An 18,820-nucleotide genomic window follows, 5' to 3' on the forward strand; every position below is an offset into this window, starting at 1 on the left:
CTCTCGTCGGTGAGGCGCGGCCAGGCCCGGCCTTCCTAGCATCGGCCCCATCGATCGAATGGAGGGCGACATGACGGGGTTCGCACGATGGCTGGGCGCGATGTGCGCTACCACGGCTGTACTGGTGACGGCATGTGGGACCGAGGACTCGAGAGCCGGTGTGGCCTCGACTCGGTACGAGGACACGCGGGCGATCCTGCAGCGCCTGACCGCCGAAGACGGGGTGCCTGGGGCACTACTCGAGGTCACCGGGCCAACCGGGTCGACAGTACTGACCAGTGGGGTCTCCGATGTCGAGTCCCGCGCACCGGTCGCGGAGGACAGCCGTTTCCGCATCGGAAGTATGTCGAAGATCTTCGTCGCCACCGTGGTGCTCCAGCTGGCCGCCGAACAGCAAGTTGCGTTGGACACGGCGGTCGAGCAGTATCTGCCCGGAGCGATCGCGGACAACGGTCACGACATCACGGTCCGCCAGCTGCTCCAGCACACCAGCGGCCTGCCCGACTACGTCGATTCTCTGGACCCGAGACACCACCTCTTGGCCGCCCCGCTCGCACACCACGATCCGGAGGATCTGGTGCAGCTCGGCCTCGAACGGCCACCGGAGTTCGCCCCCGGGGCCGGGTGGGAATACTCCAACACCAACTACATCGTGGCAGGAATGCTCATAGAGCAGGTCACCGGCCGCCCGTATGGCGTGGAGATCGCCGAGCGGATCATCGGCCCGCTGCAGCTCCGGGACACCTCGGTCCCGGGGGACGACCCGAGCATCGGCCGCCCGCATCCCCGGGGCTACGCCGCACCGAACGGGGCCGAACTCGTCGACGTCACCGAATTCAACCCCACGATCGCCGGTGCCTCCGGTGGCCTGATTTCGAGCGCGGCGGATATGAACACCTTTTTGGGCGCTCTCCTGAACGGCGACCTGCTGCCCCCGGCGCAACTCCGGGAGATGATGGACACCACGCCCACCGGCAACCGATTCGGTGACGCCTACGGACTGGGGTTGTGGAGTACCCCCTTGCCGTGCGGCGGGACCTACTGGGGCCACGGTGGCGGCATCTTCGGCTTTCTGACCATGACCGGTGCCACCACCGACGGGCGCCGCGTCACGGTGATGACGAACCGCCAGCCCGGCGACACTGCACAACAGGACGACGTCCGCTCCGCGGTCTCCGAGGCACTCTGCGAAAGCGACTGACCACGAGACCCGGGCCGGACCAGCGCCACGCGTGTGGAGCGGTCATCGGGCCGTTCCAACGGACGCGACGCAGGAACGATCCGGCCCGCTCGTACGGTCCTCAGTTGCAGGTGATTCCGTCGTAGACAGTTCCGGTGCACGGCGTCTGATCGACGTCTGCCGAGTCGTTGCCCAGAATGTCGAGGGTTCGAGCCGGCCCTCGAGCCGAGCCGGTGGCATCGGACTGCGCGGCCGCTGCCCCGAACCCATCAGTGCGACGCCGGCCGCGGTGGTGAAGTGGAGGCATCCTGAATCCACCGGACGGATGCTCCGCCTCGTGCCCGACTCCGAGATGGCTGACCGGCGTGAAGTGATTCCTTGGTCGGTCGGTACCCGGAGAGCACCGAAATCACGAGGTTGTTCGACCCCAGCGCGGCTACCGGTTCACCGGTTGCCCTGTCAGTCGTGCGCTTTCGTCCCACAGACGGTTGCACCGGTCTATGTCTGTGGTGTGGTCAGCGGTGGTGACCGGGGTACGTCGGACGAAGAATTCTCCGGTGACGCCGGTGGTTTCGGGGGAGGTGGCGACCCAGACCGGGGTGTCGGCGCCGTCGTCGGGGCCGGGGCGTCGGGGGTTCAGTTGCAGGATGCGGGTGTAGAGGCGGAGAAGTCCGCGTTGGACGTCGAGGCCGAGCCGGGTGCCGTCGGTGACGATGCCGGGGTGGGCGCCGTTGACGGTGATTCCGGCGCCGGACAGGTGGCGCGCGAGGCTGTAGACGAACATCGCGTTCATGTTCTTGGTGCGGGCGTAGGACAGGAACGGGCGGAAGCTCGGCGGTAGTCCGCGTGCACGGAGCCGAGCAGCGCCGAGGTCGTCCAGGTCGACCGGTGTTCGGCGTAGTCCGCCGGGGTCGCCGCCGACGACGACGAATCGTGCGGATCGGCCGGCTGTGACGAGGGATTCGCCGAGTGTCCGGAGGAGGAGATAGGGGGCGAGGTGGTTGGTTGCGAGCATGCGCTGGATGCCTTCGGTGGTGTGGTCGTCGACGTCGGTGATCACCGCCGCATTGCTGACGACTACGTCGAGGGGCGTGTCACGAAGATTCTCGGCGAGCGCGCGGACCTCGGTGATCAGCGACAGGTCGCACAGTTCGGCGCGGAGCCCGGCGCCGGGTACCGCGGCGCGGATCCGTTCCTGTGCTGCGCTCATCCGGGCGCGGTCGCGGCCGACCATGATCACGGTGTATCCCCGGGCGGCGAGGGAGCGGGTGATCGCTTCACCGATTCCACCGGTAGCTCCGGTCACGACTGCCGTGTTGTTGCGCTCCATCTCGTCCTCCAGGCGCCTGATTGGTTGACGACGTCAACCATATTTGCGTGGTTGTCGCTGTCAACCTTGGTGTGGTGCGATGCCGGAGCGATCCGGCGGGACGAATGCCTGCCGGTCGGGGAGTCGGTGCCAGCTAGTGTCGTGGGATGGTGACCGGTACTCGTGAGGCGCTCATCGACGCAGCGGCAGGGCTGCTGGACCGTGGCGGTGTCGATGCGGTGACGCTGCGGGAGGTGGGCCGGCAGGCGGGTGTGTCGCACAACGCGCCGTACAAGCATTGCGCGTCGAAGGAAGCCCTGCTGGCTGCGGTGGCGGCACGTGAATTGCGGGAATTCGGCGACCGTTTGGGCGGTGAGCCGCCGGAGGGTGCGCTACGGATGTTGCTGCGGGCCTACGTGGCATGGGCGCTCGAGTCACCCGCGCGGTTCCGGCTGGTGTTCGGAAAATGGTCGGTGGAATCGGATGAGCTCGGTGCAGCCGCGGATGCGGCGGAGGCGACGATGGTCGGTGTCGTCGAAGCGGCGCAGCGCAGTGGTGAGCTTCCCGAAGGTGATCCGGTGCGGCTGGCGTCCCTGGTGCGTGCCCTTGCCCACGGCGCCGCCGATCTTGCCGCGGCGGGGCATCTCTCCGCCGAGGGCAAAGGGCACGCCGGACCCGAGCAGCTCGTCGATGATCTGCTCGACTACCTCGCGGTGGCTGCCCGAACCGCCTGACCGGGCCCGAGTCAGTCCAGAGGTGGGCGTCGCGCGGACGGCCGTGAAGGTCGAGCCCATCAGACATCGGGACAACGTCGGCACTGGTCGCGGATCCGACTTCCGTGAAGCGGTCGTCTGGCGCATCCGGTGGGGCCGGGAGGTTTGTGGTGGGGTTGCGCCGCCCGAGTCGGCGGTCCGGGATGGTTCAGCGGTTGAGGTGGCCGAGCTTGTCCGGGTTCCCGACTGCTCGGATCGCGTGGATCAGCCGGCCGTCGGTTTCCAGGCCGATGACCGCCATGACCTGCCCGGTCATCGACACCACAACCCCGGGTCGGCCGTTGATATCGGCAACCGCGAAGTCGGCGCCGGCCCCGAACAGGGAGTGTGCGAGCACGACGGACACCAGTCCGGACCCCACCTGTGGGCTGTGCGGCGCTCCGGCGATGCGGCCGCCGGAATCGAATTCACCCACCACGTCGGGGGCGAGGACCGCGGCCAGCCGGGCGAGGTCGCCGGTGCGGCAGGCGGCGGCGAATGTGTCCGCGACGGATTGGGCTTGGGCGGGTGTCACGTCGAACTCGGGTTCGTCGTCGTTGCGGATGGCGTGACGGGCACGGCTGGCGAGCTTGCGGGCTGCCATCGGGGTGCGTCCGACGATCTCGCCGATCTCGGCGTAGGACGTCCCGAACACGTCGTGGAGTACGAAGGCGACCCGTTCGGCCGGGGTGAGGGTGTGCAGCACCGCCAGCAGCGCTGTTCGGACGCTGTCGTCGAGGGTCACGCGGTCGGCAGGGTCGACGGCCGCGGTGTCGACTATCGGCTCCGGCAGCCACGGGCCGATGTATTTGCGACGTGTCCGGCCCGCTCGGAGGATGTCCAGGCACACCCGGCCCGCCACCGTCACCAGCCAGCCCTCGAGATTCACGATCTCGTCCGCCTCGGTGCGTGCCAGCCGAAGGTAGGTTTCCTGCCGGGCATCCTCGGCTTCGCTCAGCGTTCCGAGCATGCGGTAACAGACGTCGAGCACCCGCCGACGGTGCGCCCGCCAGGCTCGGTCCACGGTCGTATCGGTCATATCTGCAAGGACGGATCACCGGCGGCGAGTGTGACGGTCACATTCGGGTGGGGTGGCACGTCCTCGACGGTATGGATACTCACAACACTACTGTCGCACTCCGGCCCGACTGGCTCCCGGAATCGGTCTGGCCTTTTCCGCTGTACGAGATGAGGGTCGCCGAGGCCCGCATGGTCTACACCGATACCGGTGGTGACGGCCCGGTCGTCGTACTCGTCCACGTCGGGCTGTGGTCGCTGCTGTGGCAGGGCCTGATCGGGGAACTGGCCGCCACTCATCGCTGCATCACCCTCGATGTCCCGGGATCGGGCCTCTCCGATGCCGGACCGGCATCGCTGGCATCGGCTTCGGACGCGATCGGCCGGCTCATCGAACAACTGGATCTCCGCGACAGCACACTGGTGGTCCACGACACCGGTGGATGGGCAGCGATGGCTGCCGTCGGCTCCCGGCCCGGGCTCGCCGAGCGGATCGCCCGCCTGGTGGCCGTCAATACCTTCGGGTGGCGGCCCCGAGGCGTCCTGCGTCTCGCTCTACGCGTCATGGGTTCGGCGCCGGTCCGGGAGACCACCACCTGGACCGGCTTCCTCGCCTGGGCCAGTGCGACATCATTCGGTGTCGGGCGGCACTTCGACACCGACACCAAGACGGCGTGGCGGCGGTGCCTGCACGACCGTTCCAAACGACGGTTCCTCCATCACATGTTCACCGGCGCCGCGCACGACCGGATCGTCGCGAGCGCGGCCGAACGGGGCCTGGCAGCACTCGCCGACCGGCCCACACTGACCGTGTTCGGCCAGTTCGGCGACTACTTCCGCTTCCGCAGCGGATGGCGCCGTATGCGGCCCGCCATGAACGAACTGACCGTCCGGCGCGGCCTCCATTTCCCCCAATGTGACGACCCTGCGTTGGTGGCCGGAGCCATCCGGGAACTCTGATAAGACGACCGGATCGGCGATATCGGCAACAGTGTCACCGGTCGTTGTGCGAGAGGTGACGACGAGGTCGGCCGGGAGTCTTGCCGCGTTGATCAGGTCGTGCCGGCATCCGCAATGTGACGCGATCCGTGCGCGATATCCACGATGGGCAGTGCGAGCGCGGCCGGTGAATGTGCCGGTACCACTGGGTGTTCCGGTGCGACTGGTGGAATCTGCCGATACGGTCGGCCCGCGGGCGGGCGTGGATCCGCCTGCCCCTTGTTGGGCCACAGCGCTGCGGCTCGTTCGGCTTGTGCGGCGATGGTCAGCGAGGGGTTCACGCCGAGATTTGCGGATATCGCCGAGCCGTCGACGATATGCAGTGTGGGGTATCCGTGCACACGATGGTAGGGGTCGATGACCCCCTGTGCGGCATCGGCGCCGATGACGCAGCCGCCGATGAAGTGTGCGGTCATCGGTATCCCGAACAGGTCGGGCCAGGTGGTGCCGGCACTGGCACCGATCTTGTCCGCGACGCGGCGGGTGGCGTCGTGGCCGGGCGGTATCCATTTCGGGTTCGGGTCGCCGTAGCCCGGTTGGCTGGTGTACTTCCGGCCGAACAGGCCCCGGCGGGTGTAGGTGGTGATCGAGTTGTCGAGGCTTTGCATGACGAGCAGGATCAGGGTGCGCTCACTCCACCGTGTCGTACGTAGAAGTCGGAGGGTGCGGACCGGGTGGGCGAAGGCGATCGGTAGCACCCGCAACCACCGTGGTGTCCGTCGGTCGCCGTCGACCAGGTAGGTGTTGAGCAGGCCCATTGCGTTGGAACCTTTGCCGTATCGGACCGGTTCGATATGGGTGTCCGGGGTGGGATGGAACGAGGAGGTGATGGCGACACCGCGGGTGATGTCGAACTCGGGGTCCACGGTGGTGCGTCCGGCGCCGAGGATGGCCTCGGAGTTGGTGCGGGTGAGCACCCCGAGGCGTGGTGACAGGTTCGGCAGTACCCCGGAATCGCGCATCTCGAACAGCAAATGCTGGGTGCCCCAGGTTCCGGCGGCGAGGACGACCTGGCCGGCCGTCAGCGTCCGGCGGCCCCGCCGGATGTGCGGACCCGTCCGCCGCGTGTCGACGTGCCAGCTGCCGTCGGGGCGGGGGCGCAATGCGGTCACGGTCGTCAGTGGCAGGACCTGTGCCCCGGCGGCTTCCGCCAGCCCGAGATAGTTCTTCACCAGGGTGTTCTTTGCCCCGTGCCGGCATCCGGACATGCATTCGCCGCATTCGATGCAGCCCTTCCGGTCGGGGCCCACGCCGCCGAAATACGGGTCCGGCACTTTCTTTCCCGGGCTCCCGAAGTACACCCCGACGGGGGTGTGCACGAAGGTGTCGCCGACGCCCATATCGGCGGCGACCGCGGAGATCACTTCGTCCGCCGGAGTGCGGTGTGGGTTGCGGACCACGCCGAGCATCCGTCTGGCCTGGTCGTAGTGCGGGCGGAGTTCGGCTTCCCAATCCGTGACCTCGGCCCATTGTCTGTCGTCGAAGAAGGCGCGGCCCGGTTGGTAGAGCGTGTTGGCGTAGTTCAGCGACCCGCCACCGACACCCGCGCCGGCCAGGATGAAGCAATCCCGCAGCCGGTGGATGCGCTGAATTCCGTAGCAGCCCAGCCGTGGCGCCCACAGGTAGCGGCGCAGGTCCCAGTTCGTCGTGGCGAAGTCGTCGTCGGCGAACCGGCGGCCGGCCTCCACGACAGCGACCCGGTAGCCCTTCTCGACCAGCCGCAGCGCGGTGACACTGCCACCGAACCCGGAACCGATGATCAGCACGTCGAAATCGAGCTCACGCTCCGCTGCCATGCGCACCTCCGGCAGGGAACGTAGCAGTCTCGACGATCGGCAGGGCCGAAACTGTGTCGAGCATCAGCGCCTGTTGCTGCCGGGTGGGACTGGTCACATTGTTGCCAGTTTGCCTTCGAAAGCGTGGTTGCAGCACCGACGACAGCGCATTCGACTATCAGGGCGGATCACCATCGAGGTGGAAGGTGCGATCGATCGGGCATGGTTGCTGTGGGTGGATGGAATGCCTCGGGTCAGGAGATGCCGGAGGACGGGTCGTACTGGATGTAATGGCGGACAGTGTTGGCACGTCCGGTCCCGGCGAAGCGCTGTACCAGGTGGAGAGCCATGTCGATACCGGCGGATACCCCAGCGGCAGTAACGAGGTCGCCGTCGTCGACGAAGCGCCCGGTGCGGCGGACGTCGATGGAGGCGTCCAGTTCGGCCAGCAGGTCGAGCGACGCCCAGTGGGTCGTGGCGGGGCGTCCGGACAACAGTCCTGCTGCAGCGAGGAGGAGTGATCCGGTGCAGACGCTGGTGATCAGGTCGGTTCCGGTGCGTTGGGCTCGGGCCCATTCCAGTTGCGCGGTGTCGGCCAGCATCGGGCGAATGCCACGACCGCCCGGGACCAGCAGGACGTCTCGGTGCGGTGCGGTGGCGAAGGAGTGCTGCGGCTCGACGGTGAGGCCTTTGGCGCAGGTGAGTGGTGCGCCGTCGGCGGAGAACGTGAAGACATCGAACCCGTCGTCGGGGAAGTGCTCGGTCCAGGTCGCGAGTACTTCCCACGGTCCGATCGCGTCGAGTTCCTCGGTGCCGGGGAACAGGAGTATCCCGATGTGGCGTGTTGCAGCGTCCACCTGGCTGACCCCCTGAGTACTGGTCGACTGCCGATAATTGTGCTGACTGTCAGGGCCTCGTCAACCCAGTGTGACTCGCAGTACCGTGCCGCTGAGGGTGCCGACGAGCAGTTCTTTCGGGGTTGTTGCGATGGCGGCCGTCATCGGTTCGGCGTGCAGGACGGTGCAGGTCGTGCCGGTGGCGCGGTCGACTCGGATCAGTGTGCCGGTGCTTGTCGTGACATAGAGAGCGCTGCCGATGGCCACCAGGTCGTCCGGCAGTGGGTAGCTTCCCGGGGCGCCGAGTTCGGCGAGTACGTAATGGGTTTCGGGTGCGGCGATCGGCACCGCGACTACATCTCCGGTGCCGCTGCGGAAGCGGGTCGTGTAGACGATGCCGTCGGCGATGGCTACCCCGTTGACGTCGGGCATCACGGTGTGTGACGACCACTCCCGGTCTATCGAACCGTCCGGCCGTATTCGCAGCAGACCGTCGGCGCTGTTGGCGACGTACAGATTGCCTTCTGCATCGAAGGCGGCGCCGTTGGCCATGCCGAGTCCGGCGGCGAAGGGTTCGGGTCGTGGTGTCGGGGCGGCCGGGTCGAACCGGACCACGCCACCGCCGGGACTGCCCGGAAGCTGGTTGAGTGGGCTGTTGCCATAGGTGACGTAGAGGAGACCGTCGGATCCCAGTCGGACGGCTCCCGGGGACTGCACCGACACACTGCCGGTGACCCGACCGGAGGCGTCGAGACGTTCGACCGTGTTTCGGGCAAGCCGGGAGACCCACACATCCCCGGACCGATCGAGTCCGAGATTCTCCGACCAGTCGATCCCCGGAATCCGCGCCGGAGCGAAGACATTGGTCGTTGCCGTCGAACAGGGTTCGGCCGTGGCGGCCGGCATGCCTACCGCGGAGAGCGTGAGAGCAATGACGATGAACCATGGGCGTTTCATGCCAGCAGGGTCTCAAGCAACAGGGTTGATCGGAAGTGTTCGGCGATCATCACAGTAATTACCCGAACGCATCACCACGGGGGACATCGCGCCGATACTCGAGCGGTGATCTCGGCACCCGACGGCATCGAACTGCGGCATTTGCGGGCGTTCCTGGCGGTCGCCGAGGAGCGGAACTTTCATCGAGCCGCGCAGGCCCTGTACCTGAGTCAGCCGGCAGTCTCGCGGCGCATCCGTGCGCTGGAAGGCCTGGTCGGGTGTGAATTGTTCCATCGCGACACCCACACTGTGCGGCTCACTCCGGCCGGAGGCGAGCTTCTCGAGCACGTTCGCGGACTGCTCGCCGATCTCGATACCGCCGTCGAGGCGAGCCGAGCAGCGGCCGGCGGCTTGCACACGCACTGGGCTGGGGATTGGATGCCCATTGCAGCCCTGCTCACCGAAGACGGGAACATGGATCGACTGCGAACCGCGTTCGAGAACGTGTGCGCACTCTTCCCCGTCGACGACCGGGTGCAGGTCCGACCGGCCAACGCCGACGGCATCCCCGGCTTGCTGCTCACGCCACCGGATCGAACGGACTCCGTGGTGCTGTATGTCCACGGCGGCGGTTTGGCCTGTGGGTCCGCATTCGGCTACCGCGGTGTGGCCGGTGCGGTTGCCGTCGCCGCCGGCGCGCTCACGATGATCCCGGATTATCGGCTGGTCCCGGAACATCCGTTCCCCGGCGCCGTCGACGACATAGAACGTGCCTACTGCTGGCTGCTCGATCGCGGGACCGCAGCAGAAGATATTGCGCTGGTGGGCGATTTCTGTGGGGCGACGTTGGCCCTCGCGGTTGCACTGCGATTACGCGAGCGCGGGATCGCCCTGCCGGGTTCGCTGGTACTGCTCTGTCCCGCGCCGGCATTCGATGTAGCGGCGGCGACGAGAACCGATCCGATCGACGTCTTCCTGCCGGGGTTTCAGCTCGCCGCGAGTGGCCCACTCGGTGACCCGTTCGCCACCGATCTCGCCGGACTGCCATCGATGCTGGTCCACGCGGCAGCCGGTGACATCTTCCATCGCGGAGTTGCGGCGATGGTGCGGCGGGCCCGGGCACAGGGAGTCGACACGCGATTGCGAATGTTTCCGGTCAAGCCGCATGTGTTCCATGCCCTGTGGACCCAGTTGCCACAGGCCCGGGCGACGCTCGGTGACGTCGGTGCCTTCATACACCGACCGGGCCGGTCGTAACTCGGGGCGTTCGGCGACCGGCCGGCGTCCCCGCCGCGTCGTCGCTATCGGCTTCAATCGAAGCGCCGCTCAGGATCGTCGAAATGGTGACGTGCATTCTCGACCGGCAAACGGAAATCACCCGGCCTGTGCTGACGTCCGACCGGGGTCCGAGCCGGCACTTTCGCTTGTCACCGAAAGCCGCTGAGGTGTCAGTGGTGAGCGCGAACTTTGTACGAGTAGTGCCCTGTGTCGGCGGGGCCTGAGTACGATTTTCCTGGTCGGGTCATTGTCGGGGTAACGTCACCGGCGAACCACGAAGGACAGGGTGTCGGATGAGACCACCACAAATGTCCAGTGTCGTCGAGCGGCGTCTGCTGGTGAACTACCGAGTCGACCCCGAGGTTGCCGCGAACATGGTGCCGCCGCCGATGCGACCTCAACTGTGAACGGTTTGGCGATTGCCGGTATCTGCCTGATCCGCCTCGGGCGGCTCCGGCCCAGTCGGTTACCCGGCTGGGCCGGGCTGCGCAGCGAAAACGCAGCGCATCGCATCGCGGTGGAGTGGGATGGTCCAGGAGGACGCTGCACGGGGGTATTCATCTCGCGTCGGGACAGCGGCTCGGTGATCAGTGTTCTTGCCGGTGGTCGACTGTTCCCGGGGGAGCACGGTTCGGCGCGGTTCGATGTGCGGGAGACGCCGCACGACCTGCACGTTGCCTTCGAAAATCAGCGCGAGGCGGTCGCGGCAAGTGTGGATGTCCGGACCGTCGAACAGTTCCCGGGAAGTGAACTGTTCGCCGACCTGGCGCAGGCATCGGAGTTCTTTCGATGTGGCTCGGCCGGATTCTCGGACACGCGCGGCGGTCGACGCCTCGACGGGCTCGAACTCCAGACGGACTCCTGGCATGTGGAGCCGGTCGAGGTCCGCACGATTCGGTCCACGGTCTTCGATGACCCGAAGCGGTTCCCGCCGGGCAGTGTGGCACTCGACTGCGCACTGCTGATGCGTGGGATACCGGTGAACTGGCGCCCCCTTCCGCCGTTTCCGGTCACTGCCGGATCCACCGCGTCGACCTGACCGCAGGTGAACCGCCTCCCAGTTCGGGCTGAGCCAGGACCGATCACCATGCTGATGGGGCGAGCGCATCGCCGACCGGTTCGGCCCGCGCACATGGTCAGCGATCGGCCAGGCCGCCCGCCACGTCGGGCCGCCTCGAGTAGCGTATCCGGGAGGGATAGGTGATGATGAACGGTTCGTTCGTTGAGCTGTCGAAAGTTGTTGTTCCTCATGCATCCTGTCGCCCGAGTCTTCCAGATTCTGTTTCTGCTGGCCGGTACGGTTCTCGTCGTGGCGGGGATGCTCATGTACTACGAGGACTTTCAGCAGAGTACGACCGTCAGCGGGGCATGGACCTGTGAGATGCAGGGCGAGGAGCAGGTGTGCCGGATCGATCACGGTGCGATGAACCCGGGCCCGGGGACCGAAGCCTTCGTCAACCTGGTGGCCGGTGTGGCGATGATGATCGGCGCGGTCGCCGTTTCCGCCGGTGGGCGGCGCCGTCCGCCGGCAACGGGGCGGGCTCCGGCGCCGGGCGTGGCTGTCCCGGGCGCCGCGGTTCCGCAGCCGGGTCCGGTCGGATCGTTTCCTCCACCCGGAGCCCCGGTCCCGCCGGCCGGCCCCCCGGTCTCGCCCGCGGGGCGGCACAGTCGCTGAGCCGATGCGGCGGCGAGCCTGATCGAGCGGCTCCTGATCGCGCCCACTGCGCCCTCCCGATCCGCATACGAAGTGTTTCGTCGCGGGTGATTGTGAGCCCGGATCCGCCATTCCGAAGTCGGCATGGCGATCGCAGCCCGATCGCGAGATCGGCATCATCTATCGCGCCAGCGGTCAAACCCTGGCCGATATTCTCGAGGTCGTCTCCGCGACTTGGCCGCCCGGGTCGGTGTGAGTCCGGAGTTCGACCGACTCGATTGACGTCGCGCGCGGCTCGTTTCGCCCGCACGGCCCTCGAGACGATGCCCGCCGGCGCCGTCGGCGTGAACCAGATCTCCGATACGCCGATCAGTGCTCTGGTTATCGCGAATCTGGACTCGACACGGCAATTCGTCTGGCGGGTCCTCGGTGGTGTGCTCACCCTGCCCCTGCGACGAACGCAGCACCCGCCTCGCCACTGCCCGGGCCTGGCTGGATGCCCACGGTTCGGCCGCCCGGGCTGCGAGCGTCCTGTATTGCCACGAGAACACCGTTCGATATCGCATGCGTCGGCTGGAAGAGCGGCTGGGCTGCGCACTGTCGAGCCCGACCCGGCTCGCCGAGTCCGTCGCCGCACTGCAGGCGATCAACACATTTCCCGACCTCGCCTCGCACCCGGCCGACGAATCGGCGGCGGGCAGGGCAGCCGCGTCCCCGTTGCCGTGAGCCCGACCAGAGTTAGATTTGTCCGGTTCTGACGTGACGACAGTTCGCCTGGCGGTCGACGCGGGCTACGGAACTCAGCGCGACGCGCGAGCGGATCGGCACCGGAAGCGGCCACTGCGGACGACGAACTGCGGTCCGGCAACCCATGCCAGGAGGAACACGAAGGCCAGGCCACCACCGGTGGCGATACCGGCGGCCGGGCCGGCGATCACGCCCACCACCAGCACCGCCACGCCGCTGAGCGCGCCACCCAGCAGCAGGACCCCGAGGATGGCGCACCAGTGGCCGACGGTGACGAGCTGGGCCAGCATCCGCCGGCGAAACAGGTTGCGGTGCCATGCCACGGGCGCGACCAGAAACACCGTCGCGCCGACCGCGGACGCAAAAGTCGCCAGGTAGATGCCGCGCATCAGCGTGGACAGGTCGTCGAAACCGGATTGGAAGGGCAGGATGAGCAGGAAACCGGTGAGCAGTTGAATGCCGGTCTGCACCACCCGCAGCTCCTGCACGAGCTGGGTCCAGTTGCGATCGAGCCGCTGCACCGGCGTTTCCTGCCGGACCCGCCAGTTCCACCCGGGTCCGGACTCCTCGCCGCTCATTGCTCGTCCACGGTAGGCCGTGCCATCAGTGCATTGTCCCTCGATACGGCCGTTCGTCGCCATCCGCTGAAGTTCCGCCGGGCACCGTGGTTGCGCATGCCTCCCGAACGGCCTGCAGTGGCTCGCTCGATGGCCGGTGTGCGGAGATCACGTGCTGATGCTGTCCAGCTCCGCGACATCGTCGGCGGACAGGTGGAGGGCGGCGCCGCTGATGTTCTGCCGGAGATGTGCCACCCGGGAGGTGCCCGGGATCAGCAGGATGTTCTCCGAGCGTTGCAGTAGCCAGGCGAGCGCCACCGACATCGGCGTCGCATCCAGTCGGGCGGCCACCGACGACAGCGCGTCCGCCTGCAGGGGAGTGAAGCCGCCGAGTGGGAAGAAGGGGAGGTAGGCGACGCCGTCCGCGGCGAGTCGGTCGACGAGATCGTCGTCGTTCCGATGCGCCAAGTTGTACATGTTCGGTACGCAGACCACGGGGGCGATCTTCTGTGCGTCGGCGACTTGGCCCGGCTGATGTGATTTCCGACGGCTGCTGGTCCGTCGGCGGAGCCTGACGGCCGTGGCCGGGCCGGCCGTCAGTTCAGTGTGGGGCCTCGGTGAAACGTGCCGCGTTGTCGAGGGCCCAGCGGGCGAATGTCGTGGCGGGCCGGCCGGTGATCTCGGCGACGCTGGTGATGGGCAGCGTGCTCGGGTCCGGGTCGTAGCCGGTGAGGACGTTGTCGACATACCATCGGGCCCTCACGCCCATGGTGGGTGTCAGTGCAGCGACGGTTTCCTCGGGCGTGGCCTGCTGGAAGTCGACCGTTCGGCCGAGCGCCTCGGCGAGGTGGCGGACGAGGTCGGTGCGGGTGAGGATCTCCGGTCCGGCCAGCGGATAGGCGCGGCCGAAGTGCGCGTCGTCGAGCAGGGCGGTGGCCGCGACGGCGGCGATGTCCGTCATGGCGATGGGCGCGGCGGCTGCCTCGGGGCGCGGTTCCCGGACGGTGCCGGTGTCGCGGATCTGCTGCGCCCAGATCAGGGTGTTCTCCATGAAGTCGGCCGGCCACAGGTGGGTCCAGGCCAGGCCGCTGTCCTCCACGGCGCCGGAAACGCTGCCCCACCAGCTTTCCGGCTCGCCGGACAGGTCGACGACGTGGCGGACCCCCGCTGCTCGGGCGAGGTCGAGGACCTCACCGATGCTGTCCGGCGCAGGTGCCAGATACATGCGTTCGATGCCGTCGAATGCCGCGGACAGAGTATTCGGTCGTCGGATGTTGCCCTGTACCACCTCGACGCCGGCCGGCAGTGCCGCCTTCTGCGGATCAGCGGTGAGTGCACGGATATCGGTAGCACCCCGGGCGAGGAGCTGATCGACTACCTTGCGTCCGATATTGGCGGTGGCTCCCGTTACCAGAATGGTCATCGCACCATCCTGCCCACCGAATCCGAAGCGCGCACATGGTCGGGAGAGTTCAGCCCCCGGCGCCTTGGTAGTGGCGGATTCCGCTGCGCCACAACCATGCCGCAATGATCCAGACCCACATCGCCGCGACGGGCGTGGTCCAGGCCAGCCAGCCGGGGAGTCCGCCCGGCATGGGGAGGTCCAGAAGTGCGAGGGTGGGAAGATAGGCGGTGAAGGCGACCGGGATGATGCCGCCGAACACGAGCCGCAACGGTGCGGGAAAGATCGTCGTGGGCTGGCCGGCGGCAGAACGGGCGCCGTAGGTGAAGGCGTGGGTGAGTTGTTCGCCGTTGACGAGGAAGAACTGGACGCCCGCGGCGCTGACGAAAAGTCCGGTGAAGATCGCGATTCCGGACGCCAGAGCGAGCACCAGCAGCGTGGACGTTGCCGGATCCCAGGCGATGGGGTTGACGAGCAATCCGATGATGAGCACGGTGGCGGCGACGATCAGGCGGGCGACCCGGCGCAGGGCGATATCGCTGGTGATCAGTTGCGCCAGCAGGGGGAGGGGACGCAGATAGAACGCATCGATCGTGCCGAGCCGGATGTAGGTGGGCAAGGTGTCGATGTGTCCGGCGACGAGATCGGCGATCGTGTAGCCGGTGTTGCAGAGCCCGAACAACAGCAGCATCGCGGTGAAGTCCAGTCCTGCCAGCGCGTCGATCTGGGTGAATACGATCCACAGTTCGGCGAACTCGGCGGCCCCGATCAGCCCGGCCGCGGCGACGTCGAAAGCGAACGAGGTCGGGTAGGCGCATTGGGCACGGATTCTGGAACCCCACAACGCCCGGTATGGGGTGAACCAGGTTCCGGACCTTCTCCCGACCGGCCGGAAAGGTTCATCCACCTTGGATCTCCAGCCTGCGGCGGCCCGCGCGCATGATCACTCGGCCGCAGAGCGCCGCGGCCGCGACCCATCCGGCCTGGATCCCGACGGCGGTGACAGCAGCTGCGCCGATGACGTGCCCGGACAGCACGTCGATGGGTGTCTGCAGCATGGAGGGGAACGGAGTGGCGTGCGCGAATGCGGCGAGCCGATCGGGGAATACGTGTACCGGCACGTACAGGCCTGCGAGGAACGGGCCGACGATGGTGTAGAAGGAACGGACACCGCGGGTCTCGACGAGCCAGAAGCCGCTCAGCGCGACCGCGAACATCACCAGATGCGACAAGACCACCGCCAGCACCAGACTCACCGCACCGAGTACGTATGGGGCAGGTGTCGTGGGCATGCCCAGCCCGAAGGTGAGTGCACCGATCAGGACGACCGGCAGAGCACGGGGCAGCAACGCGAACCCGGCACGCCCGAGGTCCGTGGCCACGGAGGCCGCTTGGATGTCGACCGGGCGAAGGAAGTCGACGGCGATATCACCGGACTTGACTCGATCGGCGACCTCGGGCAGCGGCCCCATCGGCAGCACCAGTGCGAGCATCCCCTGCCCGAGCCACACATAGGCGCCGATCTCGCCGGGACCGTATCCGCCGAATGTGCCCTTCTCGGCGACCGCGGCGTCCATCACCGAAGCGCGGACGAAGCCGAACACGGTGTTCGTGACCAGCCCGGCCAGCATCGCCATCCGATACCTGGATTGCCGGGCGAACCCCGCCGCAACCAGCCGGGTATACAACCACAGCCAACCGCGCGCCGCCCTTGTGAACACCGAGACGGACAGCCGTCCCCGTGATACCGGATCCCCCTCGCAGGCCATCGACACCCAACTCCCTCCCTGGCCATCGGCCCCTGAACGACATGCTCACCGGCATGAGACAGCTTCGACGCCTGGACCGGCGGTGCTGCGGCGTGCACGTTCGAACTGTTCGTGTGCCGGACGGTCGCACCCGGTGACCGTCACCCTGTGCTCGTGCCGCGTCGGCCGTCGGAGCGGCGGCTGAACGTCGGTGTCCGGAGCCGATCATCCACCTTAGGATGTCGTCGCTGCCGTCGGACAGAAATGCTGCTGTCAGAGGCCGGTACCAGCGTGACGGTCCGTGATCTCGCCCATCGCCCCTGGTTTCCGAGATCGCTCCGCCGGACGCTCTGGAACAGCAGCACATCCGGCAAACGTCGGAACGGCTCGCCGTGGACGAAGTGTCTAGCCCCTCGCGGTCAATCCGCAAGCTCGAACCATTCCTGCCTGCAGGCACCGGCCGATGACCGTGCTGTTGGTGCTCCGCGGCCTGCCGGAGTGCGTCCAGGGAGAGCCATACGGAGGGGGTGAAACCGTCGGCATCGAAGGCCCGACGCCCAGGCTTGCGAGATCATTGCGATGTGGCAGGACTCGGGAAGACCGGCTCGCCCGGTGTGGTGCACGAATCTGGTCAAAGTCCCAGTTGGGATGAGATATAGCCACGCCATGCCGATGGACCGAAGGTCGGTTTGCTAGAAGTGTGCTGTATGTATCCTTTGCTCGTCCTGGTCGGCAGTGGCGGACGGTCGTCCGTTCGCCTCATGAGGGTCGGAGGTTTGTGCGCACATGGTTCGGCATCGTTCGGTTCCGCGTCCGGCGGTACTCACGCCCGGCGCTGCGACATCGCTTTTCCGCCCGGTGCTGCTCGATGCGTCGAGCCCGGAGGGGTTGCGTGACCTGGAGGCGCTGGCAGCGTCGAGTTCTGTCCGGGCAGTGCACGACACGATCGGCGAGCAGCTCGATGAACTGATCCGTTGCGAGGACCCTGCCGTCGCCCATTCGGCGGCTTCACTGGTCGCGGCGCGGGATCGGATCTGTGCCGGAACTCCGTTGTGGCGGTGGGGAACATGGGTGTTCTATCCGTGGAACGGCAGGTTGGTGCATGTGCTGCCGCGCGAAGAGTTCCAGCGGGTCCGGACCGACCGGAATCGCAACAAGATCGACCGGACGCAGCAGCGCGGGCTGCGGCAGCGGCGGATCGGTGTGGTCGGCCTGTCGGTGGGCAACAGTGCGGCGGTGACCCTTGCCATGGAGGGGGTCGGCGGATCGTTCCGGTTGGCCGACTTCGACACGGTCGGTTTGTCGAATCTGAACCGGCTGCGGGCCGGGGTGGGTGATCTCGGGACTGCCAAATCCGTGCTGGCTGCGCGCCAGATGTTCGAGATCGATCCCTATCTCGATATCGAGGTGTTCGTCGGCGGGCTGACCGAGGAAACGATCGAGCCGTTCTTCGATGGCGAGTGCGGTTCCCGGCCGCTCGATCTCGTGGTGGAGGAATGCGACACCATGTGGGCGAAAGTCGCTACTCGCGAGTATGCGCAACGCCGGACGATCCCGGTATTGATGGACGCCAATGATCGCGGCTTGCTGGATGTGGAGCGTTTCGATCTCGAACCCGAGCGCCCGCTGTTCCACGGTCGTACCGGTGGGATCACCTCATCCGATGTCGCGCGGATGAACCGGAGCGAGCAGCTGGCGCTGCTGCTGGCCGTGGTCGATGAGCAGCGGCTGAGTCCGGTAATGCGGGATGCGGTGAGTGAACTGGGGCGGAGCCTGTCCAGCTGGCCGCAGCTGGCCTCCGGGGTGATGCTCGGTGGCGCGTCGGTGGCGGACACGGCCCGCCGGATCCTGCTCGGCGCGCCGATCCCGTCGGGGCGGACCTATCTCGACCTCGACGAGCTCATCCCTGCGGCGGGGGCGGACCGTGCGCCGGAGTTCGTGCGGGTGATGGAGGCGGTCCGTTGACGATCGATCTGCGCAATGTGGAACTGATCGGCACCCGACTGCGGTTACGTGACCTCCGTGCCGGCGACCTGGGGGTATACCAGCGGATCTTCACCGACCCGCACCTGACCCGCTACATGGGCACCGACAGTATGGGTGTCCAGGCGGCCGCGGCATCTTTCGACACCGCGCTGCGTTCCCGCGGCGAGAGCCCGCGGCGCAAATACACTCTGGCGATCACGGCACCGGGCCAGGACACCATGGTCGGCACCATCGGTCTGCTGGTGGAAGACTTCGGCAGCAATGCGATGATCGGCGGACTGGTCATGGTGCCGGAAGGAGCACTGCGCGCCGGAGGAATCGAGGCGGGGCGGCTGCTGGCGGCATTCGCCTTCGGTCCGCTCGGGATCCACCGGGTCTGGGCGGGGCACCGGCACGATCATCCGGTGATGGACACGGTGATGTCGGGAGTGGGCTTGACGCCGGAAGCACGACTGCGGCAGCTGTACCGGACCCAGGGGAAGTGGCACGACGTGTGCACCTACGCGGCCGTGCGACCGGAATGGGCTGCGACGGCGACAGCTACCGAGCGTCGCATCCTGGCGCTGCGGCCCACCACGGCGAGGGAGCGGGCTGCCGCAGGCCGGTGAGTTCGGTGGAGAAGCTTGGCGAATCGGGCTCCGAGC

Annotated in this window: 19 protein-coding genes and 1 pseudogene; 10 read left to right on the forward strand and 10 right to left on the reverse strand. The window is 67.3% G+C overall.

Going from position 1 to position 18,820, the window contains the following annotated elements; genetic code table 11:
* Positions 1-160 precede the first annotated feature (160 nt).
* A complete protein-coding gene (locus AC1HFH_RS13640) occupies positions 161-1,201 on the forward strand; it encodes a serine hydrolase domain-containing protein (protein WP_480243139.1) in 1,041 nt (346 codons plus the stop codon).
* Between the two features lie 415 nt (positions 1,202-1,616).
* On the opposite strand, the gene AC1HFH_RS13645 is transcribed toward AC1HFH_RS13640, so the two are convergent.
* Positions 1,617-2,510, reverse strand: a complete 894-nt coding sequence (locus AC1HFH_RS13645; RefSeq protein ID WP_480243140.1) for an SDR family NAD(P)-dependent oxidoreductase — start codon at positions 2,508-2,510, stop codon at positions 1,617-1,619.
* 146 nt (positions 2,511-2,656) lie between these two features.
* Here AC1HFH_RS13645 and AC1HFH_RS13650 point away from each other — a divergent pair, with 146 nt between their 5' ends.
* Positions 2,657-3,223 (forward strand): TetR/AcrR family transcriptional regulator, encoded by a 567-nt coding sequence (locus AC1HFH_RS13650; RefSeq protein ID WP_480243141.1) that lies wholly within the window; start codon positions 2,657-2,659, stop codon positions 3,221-3,223.
* Between the two features lie 187 nt (positions 3,224-3,410).
* On the opposite strand, the gene AC1HFH_RS13655 is transcribed toward AC1HFH_RS13650, so the two are convergent.
* Positions 3,411-4,280 (reverse strand): sigma-70 family RNA polymerase sigma factor, encoded by an 870-nt coding sequence (locus tag AC1HFH_RS13655; protein ID WP_480243142.1) that lies wholly within the window; start codon positions 4,278-4,280, stop codon positions 3,411-3,413.
* Positions 4,281-4,429: 149 nt separating this feature from the next.
* Here AC1HFH_RS13655 and AC1HFH_RS13660 point away from each other — a divergent pair, with 149 nt between their 5' ends.
* Positions 4,430-5,218: an alpha/beta fold hydrolase gene (locus AC1HFH_RS13660; protein ID WP_480243143.1), complete on the forward strand. Its 789-nt coding sequence runs from the start codon at positions 4,430-4,432 to the stop codon at positions 5,216-5,218.
* Positions 5,219-5,310: 92 nt separating this feature from the next.
* Here the strand turns inward: AC1HFH_RS13660 and AC1HFH_RS13665 are convergent, their stop codons facing one another.
* From AC1HFH_RS13665 to AC1HFH_RS13675, 3 genes are all read right to left on the reverse strand, one after another.
* Positions 5,311-7,053, reverse strand: coding sequence for a GMC oxidoreductase (locus AC1HFH_RS13665; RefSeq protein ID WP_480243144.1), 1,743 nt, complete (start codon positions 7,051-7,053; stop codon positions 5,311-5,313).
* A 233-nt stretch (positions 7,054-7,286) separates the two neighbouring features.
* Positions 7,287-7,889 carry a DJ-1/PfpI family protein gene (locus tag AC1HFH_RS13670; protein WP_480243145.1) on the reverse strand — a complete coding sequence of 201 codons (603 nt, stop codon included), beginning with the start codon at positions 7,887-7,889 and terminating at the stop codon, positions 7,287-7,289.
* A 60-nt stretch (positions 7,890-7,949) separates the two neighbouring features.
* On the reverse strand, positions 7,950-8,825 hold the full coding sequence (locus tag AC1HFH_RS13675) for an NHL repeat-containing protein (RefSeq protein WP_480243146.1): 876 nt from the start codon (positions 8,823-8,825) through the stop codon (positions 7,950-7,952).
* 105 nt (positions 8,826-8,930) lie between these two features.
* On the opposite strand from AC1HFH_RS13675, the pseudogene AC1HFH_RS13680 reads away from it, so the two are divergent.
* The 5 genes and pseudogenes from AC1HFH_RS13680 to AC1HFH_RS13700 all read left to right on the forward strand — a co-directional run.
* Positions 8,931-9,074: pseudogene (locus AC1HFH_RS13680) on the forward strand (helix-turn-helix domain-containing protein); the annotation flags it as partial.
* 168 nt (positions 9,075-9,242) lie between these two features.
* Positions 9,243-10,061 carry an alpha/beta hydrolase fold domain-containing protein gene (locus AC1HFH_RS13685; protein ID WP_480247845.1) on the forward strand — a complete coding sequence of 273 codons (819 nt, stop codon included), beginning with the start codon at positions 9,243-9,245 and terminating at the stop codon, positions 10,059-10,061.
* 604 nt (positions 10,062-10,665) lie between these two features.
* Complete coding sequence (locus AC1HFH_RS13690) at positions 10,666-11,121, forward strand: hypothetical protein (protein WP_480243147.1); 456 nt, start codon at positions 10,666-10,668, stop codon at positions 11,119-11,121.
* A 210-nt stretch (positions 11,122-11,331) separates the two neighbouring features.
* On the forward strand, positions 11,332-11,757 hold the full coding sequence (locus tag AC1HFH_RS13695; protein WP_480243148.1) for a hypothetical protein: 426 nt from the start codon (positions 11,332-11,334) through the stop codon (positions 11,755-11,757).
* A gap of 411 nt (positions 11,758-12,168) precedes the next feature.
* Positions 12,169-12,462, forward strand: a complete 294-nt coding sequence (locus AC1HFH_RS13700) for a helix-turn-helix domain-containing protein (protein WP_480247846.1) — start codon at positions 12,169-12,171, stop codon at positions 12,460-12,462.
* Positions 12,463-12,536: 74 nt separating this feature from the next.
* Here the strand turns inward: AC1HFH_RS13700 and AC1HFH_RS13705 are convergent, their stop codons facing one another.
* The 5 genes from AC1HFH_RS13705 to AC1HFH_RS13725 all read right to left on the reverse strand — a co-directional run bounded on the left by AC1HFH_RS13705 (position 12,537) and on the right by AC1HFH_RS13725 (position 16,079).
* Positions 12,537-13,061, reverse strand: a complete 525-nt coding sequence (locus AC1HFH_RS13705) for a DUF6328 family protein (RefSeq protein WP_480243149.1) — start codon at positions 13,059-13,061, stop codon at positions 12,537-12,539.
* A 147-nt stretch (positions 13,062-13,208) separates the two neighbouring features.
* Positions 13,209-13,508 (reverse strand): aldo/keto reductase, encoded by a 300-nt coding sequence (locus AC1HFH_RS13710; RefSeq protein ID WP_480243150.1) that lies wholly within the window; start codon positions 13,506-13,508, stop codon positions 13,209-13,211.
* A gap of 133 nt (positions 13,509-13,641) precedes the next feature.
* Positions 13,642-14,463 (reverse strand): NmrA family NAD(P)-binding protein, encoded by an 822-nt coding sequence (locus AC1HFH_RS13715; protein WP_480243151.1) that lies wholly within the window; start codon positions 14,461-14,463, stop codon positions 13,642-13,644.
* A 49-nt stretch (positions 14,464-14,512) separates the two neighbouring features.
* Complete coding sequence (locus AC1HFH_RS13720) at positions 14,513-15,349, reverse strand: ABC transporter permease (protein ID WP_480243152.1); 837 nt, start codon at positions 15,347-15,349, stop codon at positions 14,513-14,515.
* A complete protein-coding gene (locus tag AC1HFH_RS13725; RefSeq protein WP_480243153.1) occupies positions 15,342-16,079 on the reverse strand; it encodes an ABC transporter permease in 738 nt (245 codons plus the stop codon). The genes AC1HFH_RS13720 and AC1HFH_RS13725 overlap by 8 nt, the downstream gene beginning before the upstream one ends.
* 897 nt (positions 16,080-16,976) lie before the next feature.
* On the opposite strand from AC1HFH_RS13725, the gene AC1HFH_RS13730 reads away from it, so the two are divergent.
* Both AC1HFH_RS13730 and AC1HFH_RS13735 read left to right on the forward strand, forming a co-directional pair.
* The gene (locus AC1HFH_RS13730; RefSeq protein WP_480243154.1) at positions 16,977-18,155 is read left to right on the forward strand and encodes a ThiF family adenylyltransferase; all 1,179 of its coding nucleotides are present in this window, start codon (positions 16,977-16,979) and stop codon (positions 18,153-18,155) included.
* The gene (locus tag AC1HFH_RS13735; RefSeq protein WP_480243155.1) at positions 18,152-18,784 is read left to right on the forward strand and encodes a GNAT family N-acetyltransferase; all 633 of its coding nucleotides are present in this window, start codon (positions 18,152-18,154) and stop codon (positions 18,782-18,784) included. The genes AC1HFH_RS13730 and AC1HFH_RS13735 overlap by 4 nt, the downstream gene beginning before the upstream one ends.
* The last annotated feature ends 36 nt before the right edge of the window (positions 18,785-18,820 follow it).

It is taken from the genome of Nocardia sp. KT25-26 (assembly GCF_056627695.1).

Excerpts from the sequence above, each read along its gene's own strand:
- AC1HFH_RS13645 (WP_480243140.1), bottom strand. The coding sequence starts at position 2,510 with ATGGAGCGCAACAACACGGCAGTCGTGACCGGAGCTACCGGTGGAATC.
- AC1HFH_RS13650 (WP_480243141.1), top strand. The coding sequence starts at position 2,657 with ATGGTGACCGGTACTCGTGAGGCGCTCATCGACGCAGCGGCAGGGCTG.
- AC1HFH_RS13655 (WP_480243142.1), bottom strand. The coding sequence starts at position 4,280 with ATGACCGATACGACCGTGGACCGAGCCTGGCGGGCGCACCGTCGGCGG.
- AC1HFH_RS13660 (WP_480243143.1), top strand. The coding sequence starts at position 4,430 with ATGAGGGTCGCCGAGGCCCGCATGGTCTACACCGATACCGGTGGTGAC.
- AC1HFH_RS13665 (WP_480243144.1), bottom strand. The coding sequence starts at position 7,053 with ATGGCAGCGGAGCGTGAGCTCGATTTCGACGTGCTGATCATCGGTTCC.
- AC1HFH_RS13675 (WP_480243146.1), bottom strand. The coding sequence starts at position 8,825 with ATGAAACGCCCATGGTTCATCGTCATTGCTCTCACGCTCTCCGCGGTA.
- AC1HFH_RS13685 (WP_480247845.1), top strand. The coding sequence starts at position 9,243 with ATGCCCATTGCAGCCCTGCTCACCGAAGACGGGAACATGGATCGACTG.
- AC1HFH_RS13695 (WP_480243148.1), top strand. The coding sequence starts at position 11,332 with ATGCATCCTGTCGCCCGAGTCTTCCAGATTCTGTTTCTGCTGGCCGGT.
- AC1HFH_RS13705 (WP_480243149.1), bottom strand. The coding sequence starts at position 13,061 with ATGAGCGGCGAGGAGTCCGGACCCGGGTGGAACTGGCGGGTCCGGCAG.
- AC1HFH_RS13715 (WP_480243151.1), bottom strand. The coding sequence starts at position 14,463 with ATGACCATTCTGGTAACGGGAGCCACCGCCAATATCGGACGCAAGGTA.
- AC1HFH_RS13725 (WP_480243153.1), bottom strand. The coding sequence starts at position 16,079 with ATGGCGATGCTGGCCGGGCTGGTCACGAACACCGTGTTCGGCTTCGTC.
- AC1HFH_RS13730 (WP_480243154.1), top strand. The coding sequence starts at position 16,977 with ATGGTTCGGCATCGTTCGGTTCCGCGTCCGGCGGTACTCACGCCCGGC.